This is a genomic window from Nonomuraea maheshkhaliensis, assembly GCF_039529435.1.
Taxonomy (GTDB): Bacteria; Actinomycetota; Actinomycetes; order Streptosporangiales; family Streptosporangiaceae; genus Nonomuraea; species Nonomuraea maheshkhaliensis.
Map to the genome: position 1 here is coordinate 1 of NZ_BAAAMU010000172.1, position 18,988 is coordinate 18,988.

General features: G+C 67.7%; 21 protein-coding genes and 1 pseudogene. 16 read left to right on the forward strand and 6 right to left on the reverse strand.

The window, feature by feature from the left end:
* A partial coding sequence (locus ABFX54_RS51640) for a hypothetical protein (protein WP_346114593.1) occupies positions 1-345 on the forward strand: 345 nt, incomplete at its 5' end.
* 182 nt (positions 346-527) lie between these two features.
* Positions 528-671 carry a hypothetical protein gene (locus tag ABFX54_RS51645; RefSeq protein ID WP_346114594.1) on the forward strand — a complete coding sequence of 48 codons (144 nt, stop codon included), beginning with the start codon at positions 528-530 and terminating at the stop codon, positions 669-671.
* Positions 672-696: 25 nt separating this feature from the next.
* On the opposite strand, the gene ABFX54_RS51650 is transcribed toward ABFX54_RS51645, so the two are convergent.
* The gene (locus ABFX54_RS51650) at positions 697-1,629 is read right to left on the reverse strand and encodes a tyrosine-type recombinase/integrase (protein WP_346114595.1); all 933 of its coding nucleotides are present in this window, start codon (positions 1,627-1,629) and stop codon (positions 697-699) included.
* Between the two features lie 299 nt (positions 1,630-1,928).
* On the opposite strand from ABFX54_RS51650, the gene ABFX54_RS51655 reads away from it, so the two are divergent.
* Both ABFX54_RS51655 and ABFX54_RS51660 read left to right on the forward strand, forming a co-directional pair.
* A complete protein-coding gene (locus ABFX54_RS51655; RefSeq protein ID WP_346114597.1) occupies positions 1,929-2,426 on the forward strand; it encodes a SigE family RNA polymerase sigma factor in 498 nt (165 codons plus the stop codon).
* On the forward strand, positions 2,423-3,307 hold the full coding sequence (locus ABFX54_RS51660) for a PASTA domain-containing protein (RefSeq protein WP_346114598.1): 885 nt from the start codon (positions 2,423-2,425) through the stop codon (positions 3,305-3,307). The genes ABFX54_RS51655 and ABFX54_RS51660 overlap by 4 nt, the downstream gene beginning before the upstream one ends.
* 230 nt (positions 3,308-3,537) lie before the next feature.
* Here the strand turns inward: ABFX54_RS51660 and ABFX54_RS51665 are convergent, their stop codons facing one another.
* The 3 genes and pseudogenes from ABFX54_RS51665 to ABFX54_RS51675 form a co-directional block, all read right to left on the reverse strand.
* Positions 3,538-3,849 (reverse strand): lantibiotic dehydratase, encoded by a 312-nt coding sequence (locus tag ABFX54_RS51665; RefSeq protein ID WP_346114618.1) that lies wholly within the window; start codon positions 3,847-3,849, stop codon positions 3,538-3,540.
* Complete coding sequence (locus ABFX54_RS51670) at positions 3,774-4,709, reverse strand: lantibiotic dehydratase family protein (RefSeq protein ID WP_346114619.1); 936 nt, start codon at positions 4,707-4,709, stop codon at positions 3,774-3,776. The genes ABFX54_RS51665 and ABFX54_RS51670 overlap by 76 nt, the downstream gene beginning before the upstream one ends.
* Positions 4,710-4,712: 3 nt before the next feature.
* Positions 4,713-4,901, reverse strand: a pseudogene (locus tag ABFX54_RS51675) (IS30 family transposase); the annotation flags it as partial.
* 273 nt (positions 4,902-5,174) lie between these two features.
* Between ABFX54_RS51675 and ABFX54_RS51680 the strand changes: the two are divergent.
* Together ABFX54_RS51680 and ABFX54_RS51685 are read left to right on the forward strand one after the other, a co-directional pair.
* Positions 5,175-5,699, forward strand: coding sequence for a hypothetical protein (locus ABFX54_RS51680; protein WP_346114599.1), 525 nt, complete (start codon positions 5,175-5,177; stop codon positions 5,697-5,699).
* A 493-nt stretch (positions 5,700-6,192) separates the two neighbouring features.
* Positions 6,193-6,714, forward strand: a complete 522-nt coding sequence (locus ABFX54_RS51685; RefSeq protein WP_346114600.1) for a histidine phosphatase family protein — start codon at positions 6,193-6,195, stop codon at positions 6,712-6,714.
* A gap of 169 nt (positions 6,715-6,883) precedes the next feature.
* Here ABFX54_RS51685 and ABFX54_RS51690 read toward each other — a convergent pair whose 3' ends face one another.
* Positions 6,884-7,156, reverse strand: coding sequence for a hypothetical protein (locus ABFX54_RS51690; protein ID WP_346114601.1), 273 nt, complete (start codon positions 7,154-7,156; stop codon positions 6,884-6,886).
* A gap of 440 nt (positions 7,157-7,596) precedes the next feature.
* Between ABFX54_RS51690 and ABFX54_RS51695 the strand changes: the two genes are divergently transcribed.
* The 9 genes from ABFX54_RS51695 to ABFX54_RS51735 all read left to right on the forward strand — a co-directional run bounded on the left by ABFX54_RS51695 (position 7,597) and on the right by ABFX54_RS51735 (position 17,370).
* A complete protein-coding gene (locus tag ABFX54_RS51695; protein WP_346114603.1) occupies positions 7,597-8,058 on the forward strand; it encodes a hypothetical protein in 462 nt (153 codons plus the stop codon).
* 167 nt (positions 8,059-8,225) lie between these two features.
* Positions 8,226-9,893: a ParB/RepB/Spo0J family partition protein gene (locus ABFX54_RS51700; protein ID WP_346114604.1), complete on the forward strand. Its 1,668-nt coding sequence runs from the start codon at positions 8,226-8,228 to the stop codon at positions 9,891-9,893.
* Between the two features lie 172 nt (positions 9,894-10,065).
* Positions 10,066-10,899, forward strand: a complete 834-nt coding sequence (locus tag ABFX54_RS51705) for a hypothetical protein (protein WP_346114606.1) — start codon at positions 10,066-10,068, stop codon at positions 10,897-10,899.
* 65 nt (positions 10,900-10,964) lie between these two features.
* On the forward strand, positions 10,965-12,107 hold the full coding sequence (locus ABFX54_RS51710) for a DUF932 domain-containing protein (RefSeq protein WP_346114608.1): 1,143 nt from the start codon (positions 10,965-10,967) through the stop codon (positions 12,105-12,107).
* Positions 12,108-12,179: 72 nt separating this feature from the next.
* Entirely contained in the window at positions 12,180-12,647 is a 468-nt protein-coding gene (locus ABFX54_RS51715) for a hypothetical protein (RefSeq protein ID WP_346114609.1), read from the forward strand.
* 42 nt (positions 12,648-12,689) lie between these two features.
* Positions 12,690-13,787 (forward strand): DUF3560 domain-containing protein, encoded by a 1,098-nt coding sequence (locus tag ABFX54_RS51720; RefSeq protein ID WP_346114611.1) that lies wholly within the window; start codon positions 12,690-12,692, stop codon positions 13,785-13,787.
* Positions 13,788-13,864: 77 nt separating this feature from the next.
* Positions 13,865-14,548, forward strand: coding sequence for a hypothetical protein (locus tag ABFX54_RS51725; protein WP_346114612.1), 684 nt, complete (start codon positions 13,865-13,867; stop codon positions 14,546-14,548).
* Between the two features lie 72 nt (positions 14,549-14,620).
* Complete coding sequence (locus tag ABFX54_RS51730) at positions 14,621-15,721, forward strand: DUF4192 domain-containing protein (protein WP_346114613.1); 1,101 nt, start codon at positions 14,621-14,623, stop codon at positions 15,719-15,721.
* 443 nt (positions 15,722-16,164) lie between these two features.
* Positions 16,165-17,370: an FAD-dependent monooxygenase gene (locus ABFX54_RS51735; RefSeq protein WP_346114614.1), complete on the forward strand. Its 1,206-nt coding sequence runs from the start codon at positions 16,165-16,167 to the stop codon at positions 17,368-17,370.
* A gap of 356 nt (positions 17,371-17,726) precedes the next feature.
* On the opposite strand, the gene ABFX54_RS51740 is transcribed toward ABFX54_RS51735, so the two are convergent.
* Positions 17,727-18,689 (reverse strand): amidohydrolase family protein, encoded by a 963-nt coding sequence (locus ABFX54_RS51740; RefSeq protein WP_346114616.1) that lies wholly within the window; start codon positions 18,687-18,689, stop codon positions 17,727-17,729.
* 119 nt (positions 18,690-18,808) lie between these two features.
* On the opposite strand from ABFX54_RS51740, the gene ABFX54_RS51745 reads away from it, so the two are divergent.
* A partial coding sequence (locus ABFX54_RS51745) for a helix-turn-helix domain-containing protein (protein ID WP_346114617.1) occupies positions 18,809-18,988 on the forward strand: 180 nt, incomplete at its 3' end.

An 18,988-nucleotide genomic window follows, 5' to 3' on the forward strand; every position in this document is an offset into this window, starting at 1 on the left:
CAGCGCGCCGGCACGCTTCCCCGGCGGCAGCGCGCCCCCGCAGTAGCGGCAGGCCCGCCGGCCCGCGGCGCGGGTGCGCTCGGCGCGTTCGGCGGCCACCGCCTGCTCGACCCGGCCGGGCAGCGGCGCCGGGACGTCCGTATCGGCCGGGCCGGCGGGCACGCCGGTCGGCCGCCGCGCCAGCAGTTCGCACACGCGGCCACGTTCCTGCAGACCTGGGACGGGCTGACGTCCGAGGATCAGGCGCCCAGAGTGATCACCGCGCTCCAGTACCTCCGGGTGGTCCGGCGCGCCAGCCTGGATGGCCAGGCCGACGTCGCCGCTCCGAGGGAGGAGGCCGTTTAGCAGGTCCGGCGGGTCTGCGACAGCTATCATCGGAGGGTCGGCGCACCGACGAACGCTTATGCTAGCAACTGCTGCGCCTGGCAGGGCTGAAGGTTGAGCTCACCGAGTACACCGACGTCCGCCGGGTAGAGCTGTCGGCCGGGGAACTGCAGGGCACGGCCTACGCCTACGGCTCGGGACAGGTGGGCGACAACCAGGCCCTGCTGGTGTTCACCGAAGCTGACGACGATGCCCGGCTGTCGGTCCGTCTCACCGACGCCGCCGGCACGGTCACCGACCTGGTTGCCGATCGGGCCCAGCAGGAGCTGTTGCCACACCGTCCATAGCGACGACGTCAAAGACCGTCCCCGGTCAGGTGGCGCGGTCGCGACGGTGTCGCGCGGCGCGGATCTCGGCGTCGGCGACCTTGTCGTCCAGCAGCACATACAGCTGCGTCGTCTCGGTGGAGGCGTGCCCGAGGCGCCGCCGTACGGCCTCGATGGACACCCCGGCGTTGATGAGCTCGGTGGCATGGGCGTGGCGCAGCTGGTGGATGTCGATCTCGACGCCGGCTTGCCTGCAGTAGGTCTGCCAACGGTGGTGGGCGGCGTCATACGACAAGGGCCCGCCGCGGCCGTTGATGGAGGCGCGGAACAATGGCCCAGCGGTGTAGCCAGCGCGGGCCAGGTAGAGCTTGAGTAGGGCGACGTAGCCGCGGTCGTCGAGCAGCACGGTGCGGACGCTGCCGCCCTTGCCGTGGACGCGGACGTGTTCGTCGTCCAGCCGCAGATCGAGGTCTTCGACGCACAGGCCACAGACTTCCGAGGCGCGGGCGCCGCACACGTAGGCGGTCTCGAACAGCACCCGGTCGCGCAGCCGGTCCAGCGGCAGGTCCTTGCGCGGCCGCCGCGAGCAGATCACCGCCAGCACCTTGGCGACGTCGGCCGCGCTGGCGGGGCGGGGCAGGTTCTTGGGCACCTTGACGGTGTCGATGCGGTCCATCGGGTTGGCGTCCAGGAGGTCGTGGCGGACCGCCCACTTGGCGAAGGAGGAGATCGCGGCGCGCTTGCGCTCGCGGCTGGCCGGCGACAGCTCGGCGAGCTCGGCCAGGAACGCGCGGACCGGCGCGGCGGACAGTGCGCCGATGTCGTCGCCGTGGTGGGCGGCGAAGGCAACCAGGTCGCCGCGGTAGGCCCGCCGGGTGTGCGCCGACTTCCCGGCGTTGGCCAGGTCGGTGAGGAAGTCGTCGAGATGGCGGGCGAGCGGGTGGGTGCGGCCGAGCTGCTCGGCGATGACCGAATCCACCGCGTTCGACCTTCACCATCCGCGAAGTTGCCAGATAACCGAGAAACGAAGCCTGCGCGCCGGACGACGGCGGCCCAGCTCGCGCTATGCCGGTGATCGCTATCTTGCCAGATAACGAAGGTTATCCCGCAACTAAGGCAGCTGCCCTAGTTCGACCCGCCCTGGAAGCCGCTCCGCGAATGCTGCCGTAAGAGGCGAAACGTGACCTAGCGGAGGACGGCCGTTCTCTTGTCGCTCGACAGGCACTCAACCTCTGGGTGGGTTCGCGCGTTAGGGAGTGCGAAAGGGGATCCTCACTGATGACAGATGACGAAGCGGCCTTCGACGAGTTCCTCGCCGCCAGGAGCACCTCGTTGCTGCGTACCGCGATCTTGGTGTGTGGGGCCACGCGGCACGACGCCGAGGATCTGGTCCAGCACGCGCTGGAGAGGGTCTACCGGAGCTGGCCCCGTATCGGGCGCAATAACCCCGAGGCGTACGCGAAGAAGGTCATCGTGAACGCGGCGATCAGCAGGGCGCGGCGACGCAAGGTCGTCCAGGAAATCATGTTCGCCCGGCCGCCTGAGACCGCCGCCGACTCTCCCGACCTCGACCTGCGTGACACGCTCATCGGTGAGCTGCGCAGGCTGCCGCCCAGGATGCGGGCCGTGCTCGTGCTGCGCTATTGGGAGGACCAGTCGGAGCAGGCCACCGCGGCCCTGCTCGGCTGCTCGGTCGGGACGGTCAAGAGTCAGGCGGCGCGAGGGCTTGCCAAAATCCGCGAAAGCATGGATCTCGCAAAGGAAGTGACCAGATGACGATCGAGGACGACCTCACGAACGCCATGGCGGCGCATGTCTCCGGCGTCCAGGCCGCGCCGAACCTGGGCAGCACCGTACGCCGCAGGCATCGGGCGCACGTGATCAGGCTCCGCGCGGCGGGGGCAGCACTCATCACGGCGGCCGTGGCCGCGGCCGTGCCAGTGATACTGAACTCCGGCGAACCCGCGAACACCTCCAAGACCGCCACCGGCCAGGACCGCGCCGCGATACGCAACAACGTGACCGTGCCCGACGTGACGGGCCGGCGCACCACCGAGGCGGTGCAGGCGCTCCGCGACGTCGGGCTTCAGGCCGTGCTCTCCGGGAGGGAGGTACGCAACGGCAAGGTGATCACGCAGGAGCCCGCCGCCGGTACGGTCGTCGCATGGGGCAGCCCGATCAAGCTCACCCAACTCTCCTCCGCGCCGAGGCCGCAGGCCCTGGGAGACCTCGGCGATGGGCGGGAGTTCGGCGGCATCCGGCTCACCTACCTGCCCGCGGGTCTCGAATGGGGCAAATGGTCAGACGACGATGTGATCGGCGCCGGCAAGAGCTACACCACCACCTACCGGAAGCCGGGCATTCCCAAAGGCGAATATTCCGTCCAGGTGATCGTGGCCCATGGCCCGTCCGCGGATGCTCTGTACAACTTCATGCCTGAATTGCAGGTCGAGATCGTGGACATCGGCGGCAGGCCGGCGCGGCTGTCCAAGGACGGTGATTCCGGCGCCGCCGGCGGGCCGAGCACGCCTACGATCATTTGGAAGCTCCGTGACGACGTGGCCGTCGAGGTATTCATCAGCCCCGGGTACGCCAAGGAGATCGATGGCTTGAGCGAGCTGAAGAAGATCGCGGAGGGCGTCCGCGCGATCAAGTGAACGACGGTGCCGATGAGACCGGACGGATATCAAGGATTGGCCAGGCGGTCGTTTGTCGCCAACCCCGCCGGACCCAGCCCATGCCAGATGCAAGGCCGGACAGCACGGCGTCGCGCTGCCCGGCCTTGCGCGGGGCCGACGGCCAGGTCCATGGCCAGGGCCCGGCACGCGACTCGGCCAGCCTGCCGTGGCGGCACGGCCGACGGGCCTGAACCGTGCCCCGAGTCTCACTATCGATCACTCGCGGTTACGGACGGCTCTTTACGTCGGAAGCTGTCATTTTCCTGACGCTCAACACCGGCCGTGTCAGCGCCGGGGGCGACGCGCAGCACGGTGTAGCCGGCGCGGTCCACCTGGGCGCGCAGCAGGGCGCGATGCGCGGGCTCGCTGAGGTTGAGCCGCAGGTGCTGGTCGCCGCCCCCGAGACTGACGGTCTCCGGCAGCGCCACCATCTCCCGCCAGGCGGTTAGGACGCTGTCCCATTCCGTCCAGTCGGCCGAGGGCTCGGGCAGGTCGGCTGCGGTGAGCCGCCACCGGGCGATGAGAGGATCGTGCGCCGGTAACGTAGTGCGGGGACGAACGACAGCGCGGCCGCGGGACCCCAGGCGAAGCCCGCGCACGGGGCTCGTAGGGCGTTCGGCGCTTCGAGGAGGAACCGCACCAGCGGGTGGGTGTGCTGGATCAGGTTGGCCGCATTGAAGATCACAGGTTCGACGGCGCGGCGGCGCGATAGCGATACCAGGTAGACGCCATGCAGGTCAGCGGTGACGGCGAGGTCGTCCAGCGCGAGGACCTGCGCGCCGCCGGGGTGTTCGCCTACCGCCAGCCGAAGTGGCAGCACTTGGGGGGCACAGGCGACGTCCTCGGTGACGGCGTACGGGGCGGGTGCTGACACCTGCGCCTTGAGCGCGTCTCGGGTACCCGGGGGCAGGTTCGCGTACAGGGCGCTCATCTGCTGCCGGTGCTCCTCGTCGAACAGGTCCAGGAACCGGCCGGTGATGGTGCCCGCGGCGCGCGATGCCCCGGAGATGACGAGCGTGAACCTGCCCTCGGCCAGCGCCTGGCCGGTGGGCGCGTCGATCCGTACCGTCACCTCGGTGGTGGGCTGAACCGGTGCGTCCGGAGCCACCCCAGCAAGGTCGGCGATCATGTCGTCGGTGAGCAGAATCTCGCGTTGGCGGCGCATCGCGGCGTTGTGTGCCAGCGCCAGAAGCTTGCGGTCTCGGCCGGTCAACGCCGCCTCCGCGGGCGCGCGTGCGCCGTCGTACCCGGCCGGGTAGCCGAGCCCGACGTCGGCGTCGACCACGTCCCGGAGCGGGACCAGGGCGCGCGGGCCGTATCGGTCCAGGAAGCGGCCATGCCAGGCCGTATAGCCGATGTTGAGGGCGGGTCGGCGGGCCAGGCAGCGCGGCTTGCGCGTCGCGCGGCCGGTGCGCAGCGCCCGGGCCAGCTCGCGGCGCAGCTCACCGCGGCCTTGGACGTAGAGCGCCTGGTAGGTGGCCTCGTGACACACGTGCACCTCCGGCCGGTCAGGGAAGCTCCTGCGCAGGATCTGGGAGATCTGCTCGGGACTCCAGCGCTTGTGCAGGTGGCTCTTAAATGTATGCCCGCAACTCGGGGTTCTGCCCGATTAGTGGCCACGAACGCCCTGATCGGAACCTTCCTGGTGCCTGTCGCGTACGCCGTGGCCGGCCCTCTCGCCGAGGCGATCGGCGTGCGGAGCGTCCTCGCGGCGTGCGCACTGATCGTTCTTGGTGGCGCTGCGATCGCTGCCTGCTCACATGATGTCCGGCAATTGGTCATGGGCACATAGCCGACCCGTGCGACGCATGGTCGTGAAGAACAAGCCTGTCTGTAGGATCCGAAGATGACCACCGCAGAAGTCATCGCGCTTGCGGCGGCGCTCCTCGCTGCGGCTGTGGCTGTCACCGTGCCCGTGTTGGCGTTCAGGTTTACGATCCGTCAAGAACAGGTCCGATGGCTACGGGAGCAGCGTGCGCAACTTTATGTGGACATGCTGACTGAGGCCTACGCCGAGCAGCAATGGCTGGAACGGAATTTGTTGGACGGAGAAGATCGACAGTTCTACGACAAGCGCTTCGACGATCTTCGTCTCTCTCCGTTTGAGCGGGCCCGTCTGGGCGCTCGCGCGAACATAATCGGCAGCCGAGAAGTGAATCGCCGATTCATGGCCCTACAGCAAACCGCCTTCTGGTCAGGGGTTACAGACCGCTCAGAGGGCGCTCGTCACATGACCCGCATCCGTGCAGATGAAGCTGTCGAAAAGCTCCAGGTGGCCATCCGGAAGGACCTCGGATCAGACTCCATCGCTCTCGACGGAACACCTCATCGAGCAGATCAACCGCGTAGCGGGACTGGCCCAGCATCTTGAGCGGGCCGGCCTGGTTAGCGCGGGTGGCAAGCGCGTTCCTGACCGTTCGCGCGTCGATGAACCGGATTCGGCCGTGCTCGTCTCGGCCGAGGTGCCTGCCGCACGGGGTGAACGGCGGGAACAGACCGCCCGCGTCGCGGCGGCGCGGTCAGCCATGCCTCGATCCGGCCGCCCGCGCTGGCCGTGAGGTAGACCATCCGCTCCTTGTTTCACTTGCCCAGGATGCGCAGCGAGCGGCTCGCCGGGTCGTAGCCGGCTTCGACCTTCTGCGCCACCGCATCCTGCTGCAATGAAGATCACTCAACGCCACCACCGATTACGGGCCAGATGTTCTGTTGCAACGAAGGTTGAGCGATTCTCATCGAAGTTTGAGTGATCGTGGCTCATCTGCTGTGCTCTCTGCCGCCTCCCGGCGTTGCTTCCGGCGTTCTCCCGGAATCCCCGTGATCGTTTCCCGGGATTATGAGGATGTCGGCTCGATATAGTCCCTCAGGTGTTGCTCCTGGTCCGCCATGCCATGCCCGCCTACGGTCCGACCGTCCCACCGCATGAATGGACGCTCGGCGCCGAGGGGTGGCAGGCGGCCCATCGGCTGATCGCCCGATTACCCAAAGATGCCCGCCTTGTCGCCAGTAACGAGCCCAAGGCTTGGCAGCCCCTGGGCGGCGAAGACGCGGTGACGCGTGATCGACGGTTCAACGAGGTCACCCGTGTAGAGCCGTGGGAGGGGAACTATCGCGAGTTGCGGCGCGCCTACGTGGAAGGCGTGGATCACGCGGAATGGGAGCCGCGAGCCGAGGTCGCCAAGCGCTTCGACGCCGGGATCACCGAGCATCTCGCACTTGTCGGCGGGCGCCCGCTCGTGGTGGCGACACACGGCATGGCGATGACCGTTTGGGTGAAGACGCGGCTGGGCCTGCAGAGCCCCGGCGACTTCTGGGCGGACCTCCGCTTCCCTGACGCGCATCTCGTCGATCTGGACTCGGGCACCGTCGAGCGAGCCTTGGCCCTCTGAACATCACCCGAAGGCCCAGAAGGCGGCTGAGAGCACAACAGCCGAGCCACGATCACTCAAACTTCGATGAGAATCGCTCAACCTTCGCTGCAACAGAACACCAGAGCCGAAAACTGGACACACCCGATCGACGATCGGACGGGATCCCGTCAACCTCAGTCCAGCCGTTTCAAGAACGGCCCGGGAGGGCCACCCAGTGATCAAGGTGCTCGTGCCCCTGAGTGAGGTGGCTCCACTCTTGGAAGCGCGTGTCCGACGGCGGGGTCGGCGAGAAGCCGAGATCCATGTGCATGGCGTTCGGCACGATCGGCACCGGCGGCACCTGGGGACCCTGGGGCGTCACCTCGATGTGCGGGCAGGCGTCCCCGGAGACGCGTACGTGGGGGTACGGCTGCAGGCCGGCGTTGAACACCTCCTGGATCTGGGCCGCGTGCGCGGTCACCCAGGCGTGCACCTCCGCCTGGTGCTGGGCCGGGTACCGGTCGAACAGGTGCCCGCTCGCCCTGCCATCCCTCCCGTCTGGGCGAAGTAGGTCTCGGCGGATCGCCAGCGGGGGTCTCGACACTACGCGTTCTGCCCCTGATCACGCTCGGCCCCGCCGTGAGTGCTCCGTCCCGGACGGGCCGACTTTGCGCCGTCGTGCCCGGTCCTGGCAAGCCGGGCTTTCGCCCCGCGCCTTGATTCGGGCGGCGAGTCAGGGGACTTCAAGATCTTTTGCTGCGCAAAACATCTTGAAGTCCCCTGAACAGCCCGGCTTGCCAGGCCCGGTCCCGCCGTCGCTGTATCGGCTCGTCGGGACGGAGCATCCCACGCACGGGGCTCCGCAGCTGGTCAAGGCGCAGGCGATGCGGCACTCGGGCCGCACCAGGCGAAGGAGCGCAGATGGACGACATGCAGATCAGTCTCACCGGACGCATCGCGTACGACCCGAAGTTCTGGGCCGCCGACGGCGACAAGCCTCCGATGTGGTCCGCCTTGGTGGAGGTGGCAGGTCCGCCCACCCCGGGCCGGAACGGCACTTACGTGCCGACCCGGCGGGTCGAGGTGGTCGCGCACGGTCTCGACGCCATTCGTGCCAGCGAGTCCTATCACGTCGGGCATGTCATCACGGTCCAAGGCCGTGACCTGATCGCGCGTGCCTATGAGACGAAGGACCGTCACAACAGACCGGTCGTTCGTGGCGTCATCCAGGTGGTGGCCAAGACCTTGGCGATGTCGACCCGCTACGACCCGGTTCATCAGCGCTCCGGCACCTGGCCGCCAGCGTCCTCGCCCCGCCTGGCTCAGGGCGCGGCGACTCCAGTCATGGAGCAGGACCAGGCGGAGGCCGTCTCCACGGCCTGATTCACGCCCCAGTGAACGAGCGGCTTCCGCGCTGGGGCCGCTCGTTCGCTTTCGCAACGTGACCCTGCTGAAGCCCATTTCCCGGCTCGTCTCGGTGAAGGAATGGACCCTGCCTCGTCAGGCGCGGTCCTTACAAGCATCCGCCCTATCGAAGGGAGCCTCATCTCGTGTCTCTAGCACCTCCAGATCTTCCTGATGTCGCCGTACCGGAGAATATGTTTCTCTGGCACATCCCGCTGAAGTACCTGACGCACTTTCCCGACAACGTCCGTGAGGACTACGGCATCACCTCCGCCTTCTGCAAGTCGTTGCTCGACAAGCAGCAGGTGGTGCTCACCGCGATTCCCATCCCCGACGACTATGTACGCCAGGAAGGCGAAGAGGACTACCTCTTCTGGGTGACCAAGGGCAACCGCCGCCTGGAAGGGGGCCGCAGGCTCAAGCTGGAGACGATGCTCTGCCTGGTCGATCTGACCATGGCCGGCGACCGAGCAGGCCTGTTCATCGACCAGCTTGTCGAAAACGACGGTGACTTCCGCCTTCCTCTGTCGGCGTTCGAGCAAGCCCAGGCCCTGTTCCAGGCACATCAGGCCGGCGCCAGCCGCACCGAGCTCCGTCAGCGTACCGGTCGTACGAAAAAGCAGATCAGCGCGGGCATCGCGGCCGGAAGGCTCAGCGAGCAGACAAAACGGGCCGCACGCGCCATGGACCATGTCTGGACGCTCGACGACATCGCGTTGCTGTCGGAGTTCGACGGCGATGACGCCGCATTGGCCAGGATCCAGCAGCGGATCGACTGGGGTCATCCCGTGGCCTATGCCGTGGAGAGCGTTCGTGACGAACTGGCCGAGGAAGCCGAGCACGACACGATCATCGCCAAGCTGGAGGAGGTCGGCGTTCGCGTCACTGAAACGCGCCCTCCGGAGGCGTTCCTGCTTCAGACTCTGGCCCACCTCGTCGACGGGTTCGACCCGGAAGCCGACCAGCATGCCGCTTGCGCCGGCCACGGCGCGTTCTTCTACAGCTACGACAAGACCGAGCCGGTGTACTACTGCACTACGCCCGCCGAGCACGGTTACGCCCCGCCCGAGCCCTCGAACGCCTCGGCAGCGTCATCACCCCGTGAGGACGCCAAGCCCAGCGGGGATGAGCCGTCGAGAAAGATCGTGATCGAAGGGCGTAACGCTTGGCCGCGTGCCGGCACTCTGCGACAGCAGTGGCTGGTGGAGTTCTTCCAGCGCAAGACCGCGCCCAAGTCTGTGCTGCCGTTCGTCACCAAGATGCTGGTGGAGATGCCCGGTCCGGTACGGGACTACCTGACGTCGTCTCGCCGCAGCGCGCTGTACGACGAATTCGGTGGACCGGCGGATCTCGGCCACGCGCTACAGGACGCCTCGACCGGCCAGCAGGCCATGATGCTGCTGCGGCTCATCGCCGTGGCCTTCGAGCACCAGATGACCAGGGCCAGCCAGGACGGCAAGAACACCTGGCGGCCGGACAAGTACAGCCCCTGCTCGGCAGAGGACGCGGCTCTGTGGCTGCGGTTCCTGGTCAACACGCTCGGGCCGGAACTCGGCACACGGACGCTGCAGCCGTACCAGCCTGCCCCGATCGAGCAGGCCCTCATCGACGGCGTTCCCTACCGGGGAGACACACCCGTCGACCAGGCAGAGGTCGTGGAGGAAAACGCTGAGGGGCACTCCTCGACAGCCGAATCCGGGACGGGCCACGCTGCCGATGGCGGCGGCGATGAGGAAGCTTCCTCGAAGGTGTCGTTCGAAGCCGAGCGCTCAGACGACGCCGATCAAAACCTCGACGGCGCCGAGGCCGCCTGATCCCCCATTCTCCGGTCTGGTCCTGGGCGCTGCGGACCAGGACCAGACCGGTCCCCCACACCCATCACGATGAGCTCGAAGCGGCAGCCCAGCTCCCGCCTCCTCGCCCTCGCACCTTGTTCTCTGCGCCGCGGTGATGACCGCGGCTTTCTCATGTCCGAAGGGATCTTGAATGTCCAGCGCCTACACGCACCACCTGCCCCTGCCCATTGGCGGCGAGTTGGCCGTACGGTCCGACCGCGGGCCGCACCCGAGGAATCTGCACCGCGTCACCGTGGCCGGATACCACTCCAGCGTTGGCGTGGCGATCTGCGAAGGCGACGCTGCCGACAGCGACAAGACGCGCGCCTGCGCTCATGCCCGGATCGCCGCCGAGGTCAGCGCACTCGCCGCGGCACAGACGGCGAACGCCGCCGCCGGCGTCTACGCCGGGCGCAGCGCGCTCGAGACGAGCGTCATCGAGGAGACGAATACGCCGCTGAAGCCGCAGGCCACCCGGATCGTGGGATCCCTCATGACTGCGGTGGTCACCCACTGGACCGTGGATCTGTGCTGGATGGGGGAGAGCGTGCAAGCCTTCGCCCTCACGGGTGACATGGCCGTGCACGGACTGATCCGGCCGCCCTCGCCGAAGCAGCATGCGATTGCGCCCGTTCGCCGCCAGCAGGTATGGCGTGAACCATCCGGCGGGAGCGATCAGGACGAGCGCGTACTCGACATCCGCCGGCTCCTGCTGTGCTCCGACAGCCTCACCCTTCCGCTCGGCACGTCTGATCTCACCCGGATCCTCCGCCGGTCCATTCCCGCCTCCGCTACCTGCGCTGAGCTCATCGCTGCGGCCCAACAGCGCGGCGCGCTCGACACCCTCACGATCGCCGTGGTCGACCTGCCCAGCCGCGATGCCACAGATACGGAACCGGCCCAGGTCCGCCAGAACGTCCCTGCTCGCGGCCCAGCCCTCCACCTGGTTCCCACCCGGGGAACACCCGCCATGCATGCCGCCTGACCGGCACCGCCGAACCGCGATCACCCTGCCTTCCCATTCATAGCACCGAATCACCGAGGAGACCCGTGACCATCGCCTCCCCGCTCCCACCCCTGACCCTCCGAAACGCCACCCTCGACGACCTCGTCGAGGTGCTGCGCGCCCAGCACGCCCGCAAGATCGATGTCATCGTCCCCGCAGAACGGTTGCGCGCCGTCGGCACCCACCTGGAACTGATCGGCACTGAACCTCTGGTCTCCGCGGACGGCGTCACCGCCACCGCCGGCCGCTACCTGCCCACCGCCCACTGCGATCAGGACATCGCCACCAAGCTGGGCATTCCGTCTCCGTACCTGCGGCGTCTGAGGGAGGAGAACGGCCGTCTGTACGACGCCAACGTCAACGGTTGGCTACAGGCCGACCCGCACCGCCGGTTCCTGTTTCGGGGGCTGGTCGGCAGTGGCCGTACGGGCATTGGCCGGGCGCTGCTGTCCAACAGCTACAAGGTCATCGACAACCTGGACGTGCTCATGGCCGCGTTGGACGGCATCAAGGAGAGCGGCGTCGCCGTCCAGATCGACGGAGCCGACCTGACCGAGCGCCGCATGTTCCTGCGCGTGGCCTGCGAGCAGATCCAGGCCTACGCCCCCGAACTGGTCGGCGACTATCGAAGCCCTTTCTCGGGCGCCTCCGCGGCGGCCTACCCGGTGGTGTTCGCCGGCTTCCTGCTGGCCAACTCCGAGACCGGTGACGGCGCCTTCACCATCACACCCAGGCTCACCCTGCAGGTCTGCCGCAACGGCATGACCATCAACCGGGACGTGGTGCGCGAGGTTCACCTGGGCGGCCGCATGGACGACGGAATCGTGCGGTGGAGCCAGGACACGCTGGCCAAGAGCATGCAGCTGGTCACCGCACGCGCGCGTGATGCCGTACGAACCTTCCTGGACGTCGACTACGTCCAAACCAAGATCACAGAGTTGGCACGGGAAGCCCGCGTCGCCGTCACAGAGCCTGAGAAGACGATCGAGTTCGTCTCCACCAGGCTGTCCTTCACCAAGGATCAGCAGCAGCTCATCCTGCAGCACTTCTACAAGGGCGGCGCGATCACCGCCGGCGGCGTCATGCACGCGGTCACCAGCGCCGCCCAGCTCCTGGACGACGCGGAGAAGGCCTTCGAGATGGAAAGCCGTGGCGTTGAGGCCATGCACTTGGCCGCAGCCTTCTGAACGCCGAACCACGCACCCGCACCCGTATCGCTGCGAAAGGTCCCCCTCATGACGTCAGATCCTGAAACGCCCGTGGCTCGGCCGCAGCCCACTCCGCTGCCGATCGCCCGCGATGATGTGCTCATCTCCGACGACACGGCCATGGAAGCCATCCACCGCATCCTCAACCAGCACAGTGACTGGAACGGAACCACGTTCGACGCGATCGAGACGGTGATCCTCGCCACCGGCCGCAGGCTGGTCACTGCCGAGCCCATCGCCACCGAGGTCGAGTACGACGGTTGGGACTGGCCGATCGCCCGGATCGAGACCGGGCCCCTGACCGCCATGGTCCGGCAAGCCCCGGACGGCGGCATGTGCGTCGATCTGTTCCCCGCCGACGCTGCAGCGCGCCAAGCGCTTCGCGTCCTGATCGACGGTCACATCGTCTACGGCATCCCCCTCGAGACGCCGGTCCCGCCTGACAACGGAGCCTCCGTCATCGCCAACCGCAAAGCCGTACGAGAACGCGCGAACGAGAGCCCCGAAGCCGGCACCTGACCACAGCCGCTTCGCACTCTCAACGCAAAGAGAGGAGGAAACGTGATCACCATCCACGTATCGCCTGCCCGAGGCATCATCGTCACCGGCACCGCCCCCGAACATCGAAAGCTGCTCGGCAGCCGCAAACGCGGCGGTCTCGGCCTGAGATGGTCCAACCACATCGAATATGACGGGCGACTCGGCGCCTGGTTCGAGCCGGACTCGCGCGACCGGCACCTCTCCGAGCACCGGGATCGGATGGAGCAGATAAGCGCCACGCTGCGAGCCGCCGGCCTGCCCGTCACCATCGACGTCACCGACGAGGTTCGCTCAGCCGAGCAGATCGAGGCCGAAATGTACGAGCGCGCCGCCATCCGGGCGCGAATCTACCGTCGACGCGCCGCCGAAGCCGGCGCCCGGGCCGAGCGACATCGCACGCAAGCAGCCACGGCCACCCGCGGCTACCCACCCGATCAGCCGATCCTGCTCGGCAGCTCCCGGCAACGCGCTTACGAAAGGGTCATCGAACGCAACCACAGCCACACCCGTAAGGCCATCGAGGAGACCGACCGCCATCAGTACTGGATCACCCGGTCGCGCACGGTCGAACACCTCAAGCAGCACCGCCGAGACCCCCGGGCCACCCTGCGGCGCATCGAGCGCCTGCGCGAACAGCTCCGTCGGATCGAACGCATTCTGACCGGCGAGGCTCACCCTCAATTCGTCGAACGCGACGGCGAAGTCGTCCTCACCGACAACGGCAACCCCGTGCTGGAGTGGCAACCCGCGACCGGTGACTACCGCGAACGGCTCCTCCTGCACCAAGTTCAGCTATCCAACAAGATCGCCTACTGGCAGGACGTCGTCGCGCAGGCAGCGGCCGAAGGCGTCAAAATCTGGGGCCCGGCCGACTTCCGTGTCGGCGACTTCGTCCTCTACCTCGGCACCTGGTACGAGGTGCTCCGCGTCAACACCAAGAGTCTGACCGTGCCGACCGGCCATCACGAAGTCGGCCGTCGAATCCTGCGCCAAAGCCACAACGTCGATCGAGCCGGACAACCCTCCGAGACCACCGGCCGGCTGCCCTACGCCGAAGTCCAAGGCCGGATGAGCAGCGCCGAAGCCGCCACCAAGTTCCCACCCGAGCCAGGCTACTAACCGCTCTACCATCGCCGGCGCCTCCTTCCCCGAGGCGTCGGCACAGCCTTGCCCATGTGCCGAAAGAAGGTCCCGCCTTGCCTGAAACCCAGTCGACGGCACCCCTGGTCGATGCCGTCACCCTGCACGTGACCCCCTACGGAGACCTCCGCGTCCTGGCCAAACCCAACCCCACCACCGGCGTCCTGCGCTGCCTGGTCCGCAACCCCTCCGTCACCGGCATCTTCACCCTGGAACCCGACTTCGACCGCGACACCGTCGATCCCGCCACCACCCGGCTGAAGGTTCACTACGGCGACGAACTCCCCGCCGGAGCTCACACCGGCACATACCGCCCTCACCGTCCGCTCATTCACGGCACCGTCCGCCTGGTCGACTACAGCGTCATCAACGCCCAGGACCCTGGCCCGCACGACATACGGATCTACCACCGCGACGCCACCACCGGCCACCGGCGAGCACGTGTCCCCGCCGCCGTCACCCGGTACGTCACCGAGGTCCTCGCCGCCCTGGCCGGCTACTGGCTACAGCGACCCGACCTCGACCGGCTCCGCCGCGCCGCGGCCCGCACCCTCCTGCGGCACATCGGCCTGCACCGCAAACTCGCCACCATCGCCGAACTCGAAGCCCTCATCGCCCACCGGCACCGCGAGCTCGACGAACAACGCGCCCAACTGGCTCGCATGTACGAGCTCCTGGCCGAAGAAGCCCCCTCGGGACCAACCGTTGACAGCACGCACGCTGCTCACGACGCCGCCTGACCGCCCCGCCTCACCGCCGGCGGCTTTCAGAGAGCACAAACCCTGTTCGCCCCACATCACCAAGGAAGATCCATGTCTCACCATCAAGAGTCCACTCCCACCGCGGAGCCGACTACCACGATCACCCTCCACACCCTCGCCGACATGATCGCCGTGCTGCCGTACCTCGTCGGCTACCACCAGGACAACACCATCCACCTCGTCCTCGTCGACGGACATCACTTCAAGGCCGTCCTGCACCGCGAACTACCCGACCGGTTCGAGAACGTGACCGAGTTCGTCACCGACACCGTCCACCTACTGACGCGAGACCGGCCTGCTGCTGTCGCCGTGGTCGGTCATGGCCCGGGAGAGAGGGTCACCCCGGTCATGGACGCCCTGGCCCCCGCACTCACCGCCCAGCACATCGACGTGGTCGACATGATCCGGTACGAGAACGGACGCTGCTGGTCCTACCTCTGCTCGGACCCGGCCTGCTGCCCACCGGACGGCATCCCGTACGACACCGGCACCAGCCCCGCGGTCGCCCACCTCGTCGCAGCCGGGATGGTGGCGATGCCCGACAAGGAGACCTTCGAAAAGATCCTCCAACCCGTGCAAGGGCAGCAACGCGAGGCCATGGAGGCAGCCACGGAAACCGCTGAGGCGCGAGCCGAGGCCATGCTGAACGACCTGAACCTCGATGACCACTACTGGTTCGACGAAGGACGACGATGCGCCCGAGAATGCTTCGAACATCTCCGAGCCGGACGCCCCATTCCCGCCGAAGGCCTCGCCTGGCTGGGGATCCTCCTCACAGCGGTGACCGTCAGGGACATCGCCTTCACGATCTGCTGCGAAGACGGTCTTGACTTCGCACAGCGGTTCTGGACCGAAGTCACCAGTCGCATCAACCCACGCTACGCCGCGGCGCCGGCCGTCAACCTGGCCTTCACCGCCCTCCGAAACGGAGCCGGATCACTGGCCCGCATCGCGGTCAACCGTGCCCTCCAAGCCGAGCCCGGCAACTCCTTCGCTCGCCTCATCTCCACCGCCCTGCAAGCAGGAATCACCCCATCCGCGCTCCAGGACGACATGAAGGTGGACGACCTCGTCACCAGCATCACCCAGTACGCGACGCGGCATCCCCGCTCGGCTTGGCCAGTGCTTCCTCCTAACGACGTCGCCCCCTGATCGCACTGAGTCAGCTTCGGCACTCTCGTACCGAGCGCTTTCCCAAGACAGCGCGAGCGTGAACCGCCGTCGCAGCACCGCCTGCTCGGCTTGGCCACGACCACACTGGCCTGACCTTCGAACAGCACTCCGACCAGGCTCCGCCCCCGCTGACGGCTGGCGGGGTCGTCGTCCCTTCCGGCGTCGCAGCCTGCGGCACGGCTTCCCGCCCTCGCAACCGCGTTCTCGCCCTGGCTCCGCCGTCCTGGTGGGCGAGTTGTGGCCTGTTGAAGATCTTTTGCTGGCGCAAAACATCTTCAACAGGCCACAACCACACGGTTGCGAGGGCAGTCCGCCGCGCCGCCGACGGCTCCCTGCCGGAAGGGCACACGACGGCCCCGCCACCCTCACGGGCATCCGTCGCCCTTCCGGCAGCCCATCAGCCGTAGCACCAAGGAGCTGCCATGAACCTGCTCACCGAGCCTGGTCCGGTGCCACCCTCGACGACCTCTCTCAGGGCCGAGTCCCAGCCGTCGATCGCCATCATCGGCGGCTCGATCACCGGCCCCACCCTCGCCCTGCTCCTGCACCAGGCAGGCTTCACCCGCGTGTCCGTACTGGAGGCATCGCCGTCGCCCTTCGCCCAGGCCGGAGGCGTCATCGGCCTCGACCACGCTTCGCTCGCCACGCTGGAAACACTCGGCATCCCCCAAGCCGAACTGGCGCCATTTCCCAGCGAACGCGTCACCACCATCCGTATCGCCGACCGTAAGGAGACCGGCCGCGTCCACTCCGTCTATCCGGGCCGCAACACCGCCTGGCACGTCCTCAACTCCGCGCTGCTGAACCGGCTGCCGGACACGTGGCTCCGCACCGGAAACAGAGTGCGGTCGATGAGCATCGCGGGCAACGGACAGGCCCTCCTGAACCTCGCCGACCGGACCAGCATCACCGCCGACCTCGTCGTCTTCGCCGACGGCCGGCGATCCATCGGCCGCCGCCTGCTGGACCCGACGCGCCCCCTGCACTACGCCGGCTACGTCGCCTGGCGCGGCCAACTGACCGGCAACCGGGTCGGCATCCAGGACTACACGCGCCTAGGAGCGCACGGGGGCGCCTTCCACATGTTCCCCATCCCGCGCAAGAACGGTGACACCGGCCTCGACTGGACCTTCTACCTCAACATGTCGAGCGAGGAGTTCTCCCGCCTCCTGGGCGGCGACCCCACCCAGCGCACGTTCATTCAGCCACACCACGTCCCACCCATGGCCAGCGAGGAAGTCATCAGCTGGGCTTATCAGCTCTTTCCCGAGGCCGTGGCGGAGACCATTTCGGCCACCACCGACTGGTACGCGACACCCATCCTCGACATCGACCCACCCCAGCGCATGGTCCACTCCCTCGGAGCCGCCCATGCCCTCCTGCTGGCAGATGCCCTGGCCCCGGTACGGCCCAACACCGCACAGGGCGCCAACAACGGCATCGAACAGGACCGGGCCCTGGCCATCGCACTCGGCCAGCACCTCCACCACGGCGCTGATCTGAACGCCGCCCTGGACCACTGGCAGCAGCGCCTCCTGCCCTCCGTACACCGCGCACTACAAGAAGGCCCGAAACTCAGCGCAGCCCTCGGCCTCGGCCGGCCCCTCGCCGACCCGGTGCCAGCCTGACCTGACGCTACCGGCCCAGCCCGAGGCATCGGTCTGGGCCGGTACGTCCGCCCAGCCACCGACTCCAGCGTCGGCGGCGACCGGAACAACCGTCCTGAACCACCTGATCGGCGACCAGGCTGGCTCGCGTCCGCAGCCACCTCGCTTCCCGCACTGCCGCAAGATCATGTCCGGTTGAGCCGCCGTCGACTGTCCCTTTCGCCCCGTCTGCCAGCAGATTCTCACCGTCTTCGACGAGGCCGGCGGTTCCTTGCACGCCCGTGGTTTGCCCCGACCATGGACCTGCCCCTGAGCCAGAGCAACATCCAGAACGTCCGCATGCGCCGTTCTTGGAAACACAGATTGGAGCGGGCCGGTCAACGTCCAGACCCTTGGCCGAGGAGAAGATTGGCGTTGTGTGTGGTGAGGGCTCGCCAGTCCTCGTGTTCGCCGGCCATTGTCGAGTCGAGTGTTGTGAGCAGGTGCAGGGCGAGTTCGCGGCGGGTCCAGGCGTAGTCGCTGCCGTAGAGCAGCCGGTCCGGTCCGGCGATGGCGGCGAGTGCGGCGATCTGCTGTTTCGACGGCATGCCGGCGAGGTCGTAGTGAAACCGGCCGAGCTGCTCGGTGACCGTGACCCGGTCGGCCGGCTCGCCGCTGATCGTACGGAACGCTTCGACGCGCTCGGTGAGCAGCGCCAGCACCCCGCCGAGATGGGGGACGATCAGGCGGATGCGGGGGAACCTCGTCGCCGCGCCGCTGAGGATGAAGTCGATGACCGTGCGGGCGGTCTCGAACAGGAACTCGATCATCGGCTGGGGTCGTCCTGACGGCAGTGCCTTGTGTCCCGGGCAGGTGGTCGGGTGCAGCAGGACGATCGCGGCGCGGCGGTCGAGTTCGGTGAGGACCGGGGCGAGCCGTTCGTCGGCGAGGCGGATCCCGGCGTGGTTGGACAGCAGCGCCACGCCGTCAGCGCCGAGTTCGTCGAAGCTGTAGGCGATCTCGGTCAGTGCGCCGTCCACGTCGGGCAGGGGCAGGGTGGCGAACTGCCCGAATCGGTCCGGGTGTTGTCGTACGGTTCGGGCGCAGAACTCGTTGATCTCGCGTGACAGCCGGCGGGCGGCCCGGTCCTCACCGAAGTGGACCCCCGGTGAGGACAGCGACAGCATCGCCTTGGCGATACCGGCTTCGTCCATGAGTGCCAGGTGTTCTTCGGCGGTCCATCGTGGCCAGTAGGGCTCGGGCATGCCGTCGGGCCGCACGTGGCCGGCTGCCTTGGCGGCTTCGATGTAGTGCGGGGTGGTGAAGTGGGCGTGGACGTCGATCAGGCCCTGCGTGCTCATCGCTGCATTTCCTCGGTTGCTGGTCTGGGGCCGCGTTCCGCGGCACTGAGCGACTTCAGACTAGGAAGAACGGTCATTAAATGGCACGATGGATGCCACTGAGTGGAACAGGAGATGCGGTGCCGGCATCAGATCCGCCCAAGGCGGCCTCCGCGCCGGGGACACCCGCGCCGTCTCCGAAGGCGGGCGAGGCGGTGATCGACCGGGCCTTTGCCGTGCTGCGCGCCTTCGACGCCGGGCACCGCGTCCTGTCGCTGGCGGGTCTCGTGCAGCGGACCGGGCTGCCGCGCAGCACCGCG

Coding starts and splice junctions, on each gene's coding strand:
- ABFX54_RS51735 (WP_346114614.1), top strand. CDS start 16,165: ATGAACCTGCTCACCGAGCCTGGTCCGGTGCCACCCTCGACGACCTCT.
- ABFX54_RS51660 (WP_346114598.1), top strand. CDS start 2,423: ATGACGATCGAGGACGACCTCACGAACGCCATGGCGGCGCATGTCTCC.
- ABFX54_RS51680 (WP_346114599.1), top strand. CDS start 5,175: ATGACCACCGCAGAAGTCATCGCGCTTGCGGCGGCGCTCCTCGCTGCG.
- ABFX54_RS51705 (WP_346114606.1), top strand. CDS start 10,066: ATGTCCAGCGCCTACACGCACCACCTGCCCCTGCCCATTGGCGGCGAG.
- ABFX54_RS51695 (WP_346114603.1), top strand. CDS start 7,597: ATGGACGACATGCAGATCAGTCTCACCGGACGCATCGCGTACGACCCG.
- ABFX54_RS51655 (WP_346114597.1), top strand. CDS start 1,929: ATGACAGATGACGAAGCGGCCTTCGACGAGTTCCTCGCCGCCAGGAGC.
- ABFX54_RS51730 (WP_346114613.1), top strand. CDS start 14,621: ATGTCTCACCATCAAGAGTCCACTCCCACCGCGGAGCCGACTACCACG.
- ABFX54_RS51740 (WP_346114616.1), bottom strand. CDS start 18,689: ATGAGCACGCAGGGCCTGATCGACGTCCACGCCCACTTCACCACCCCG.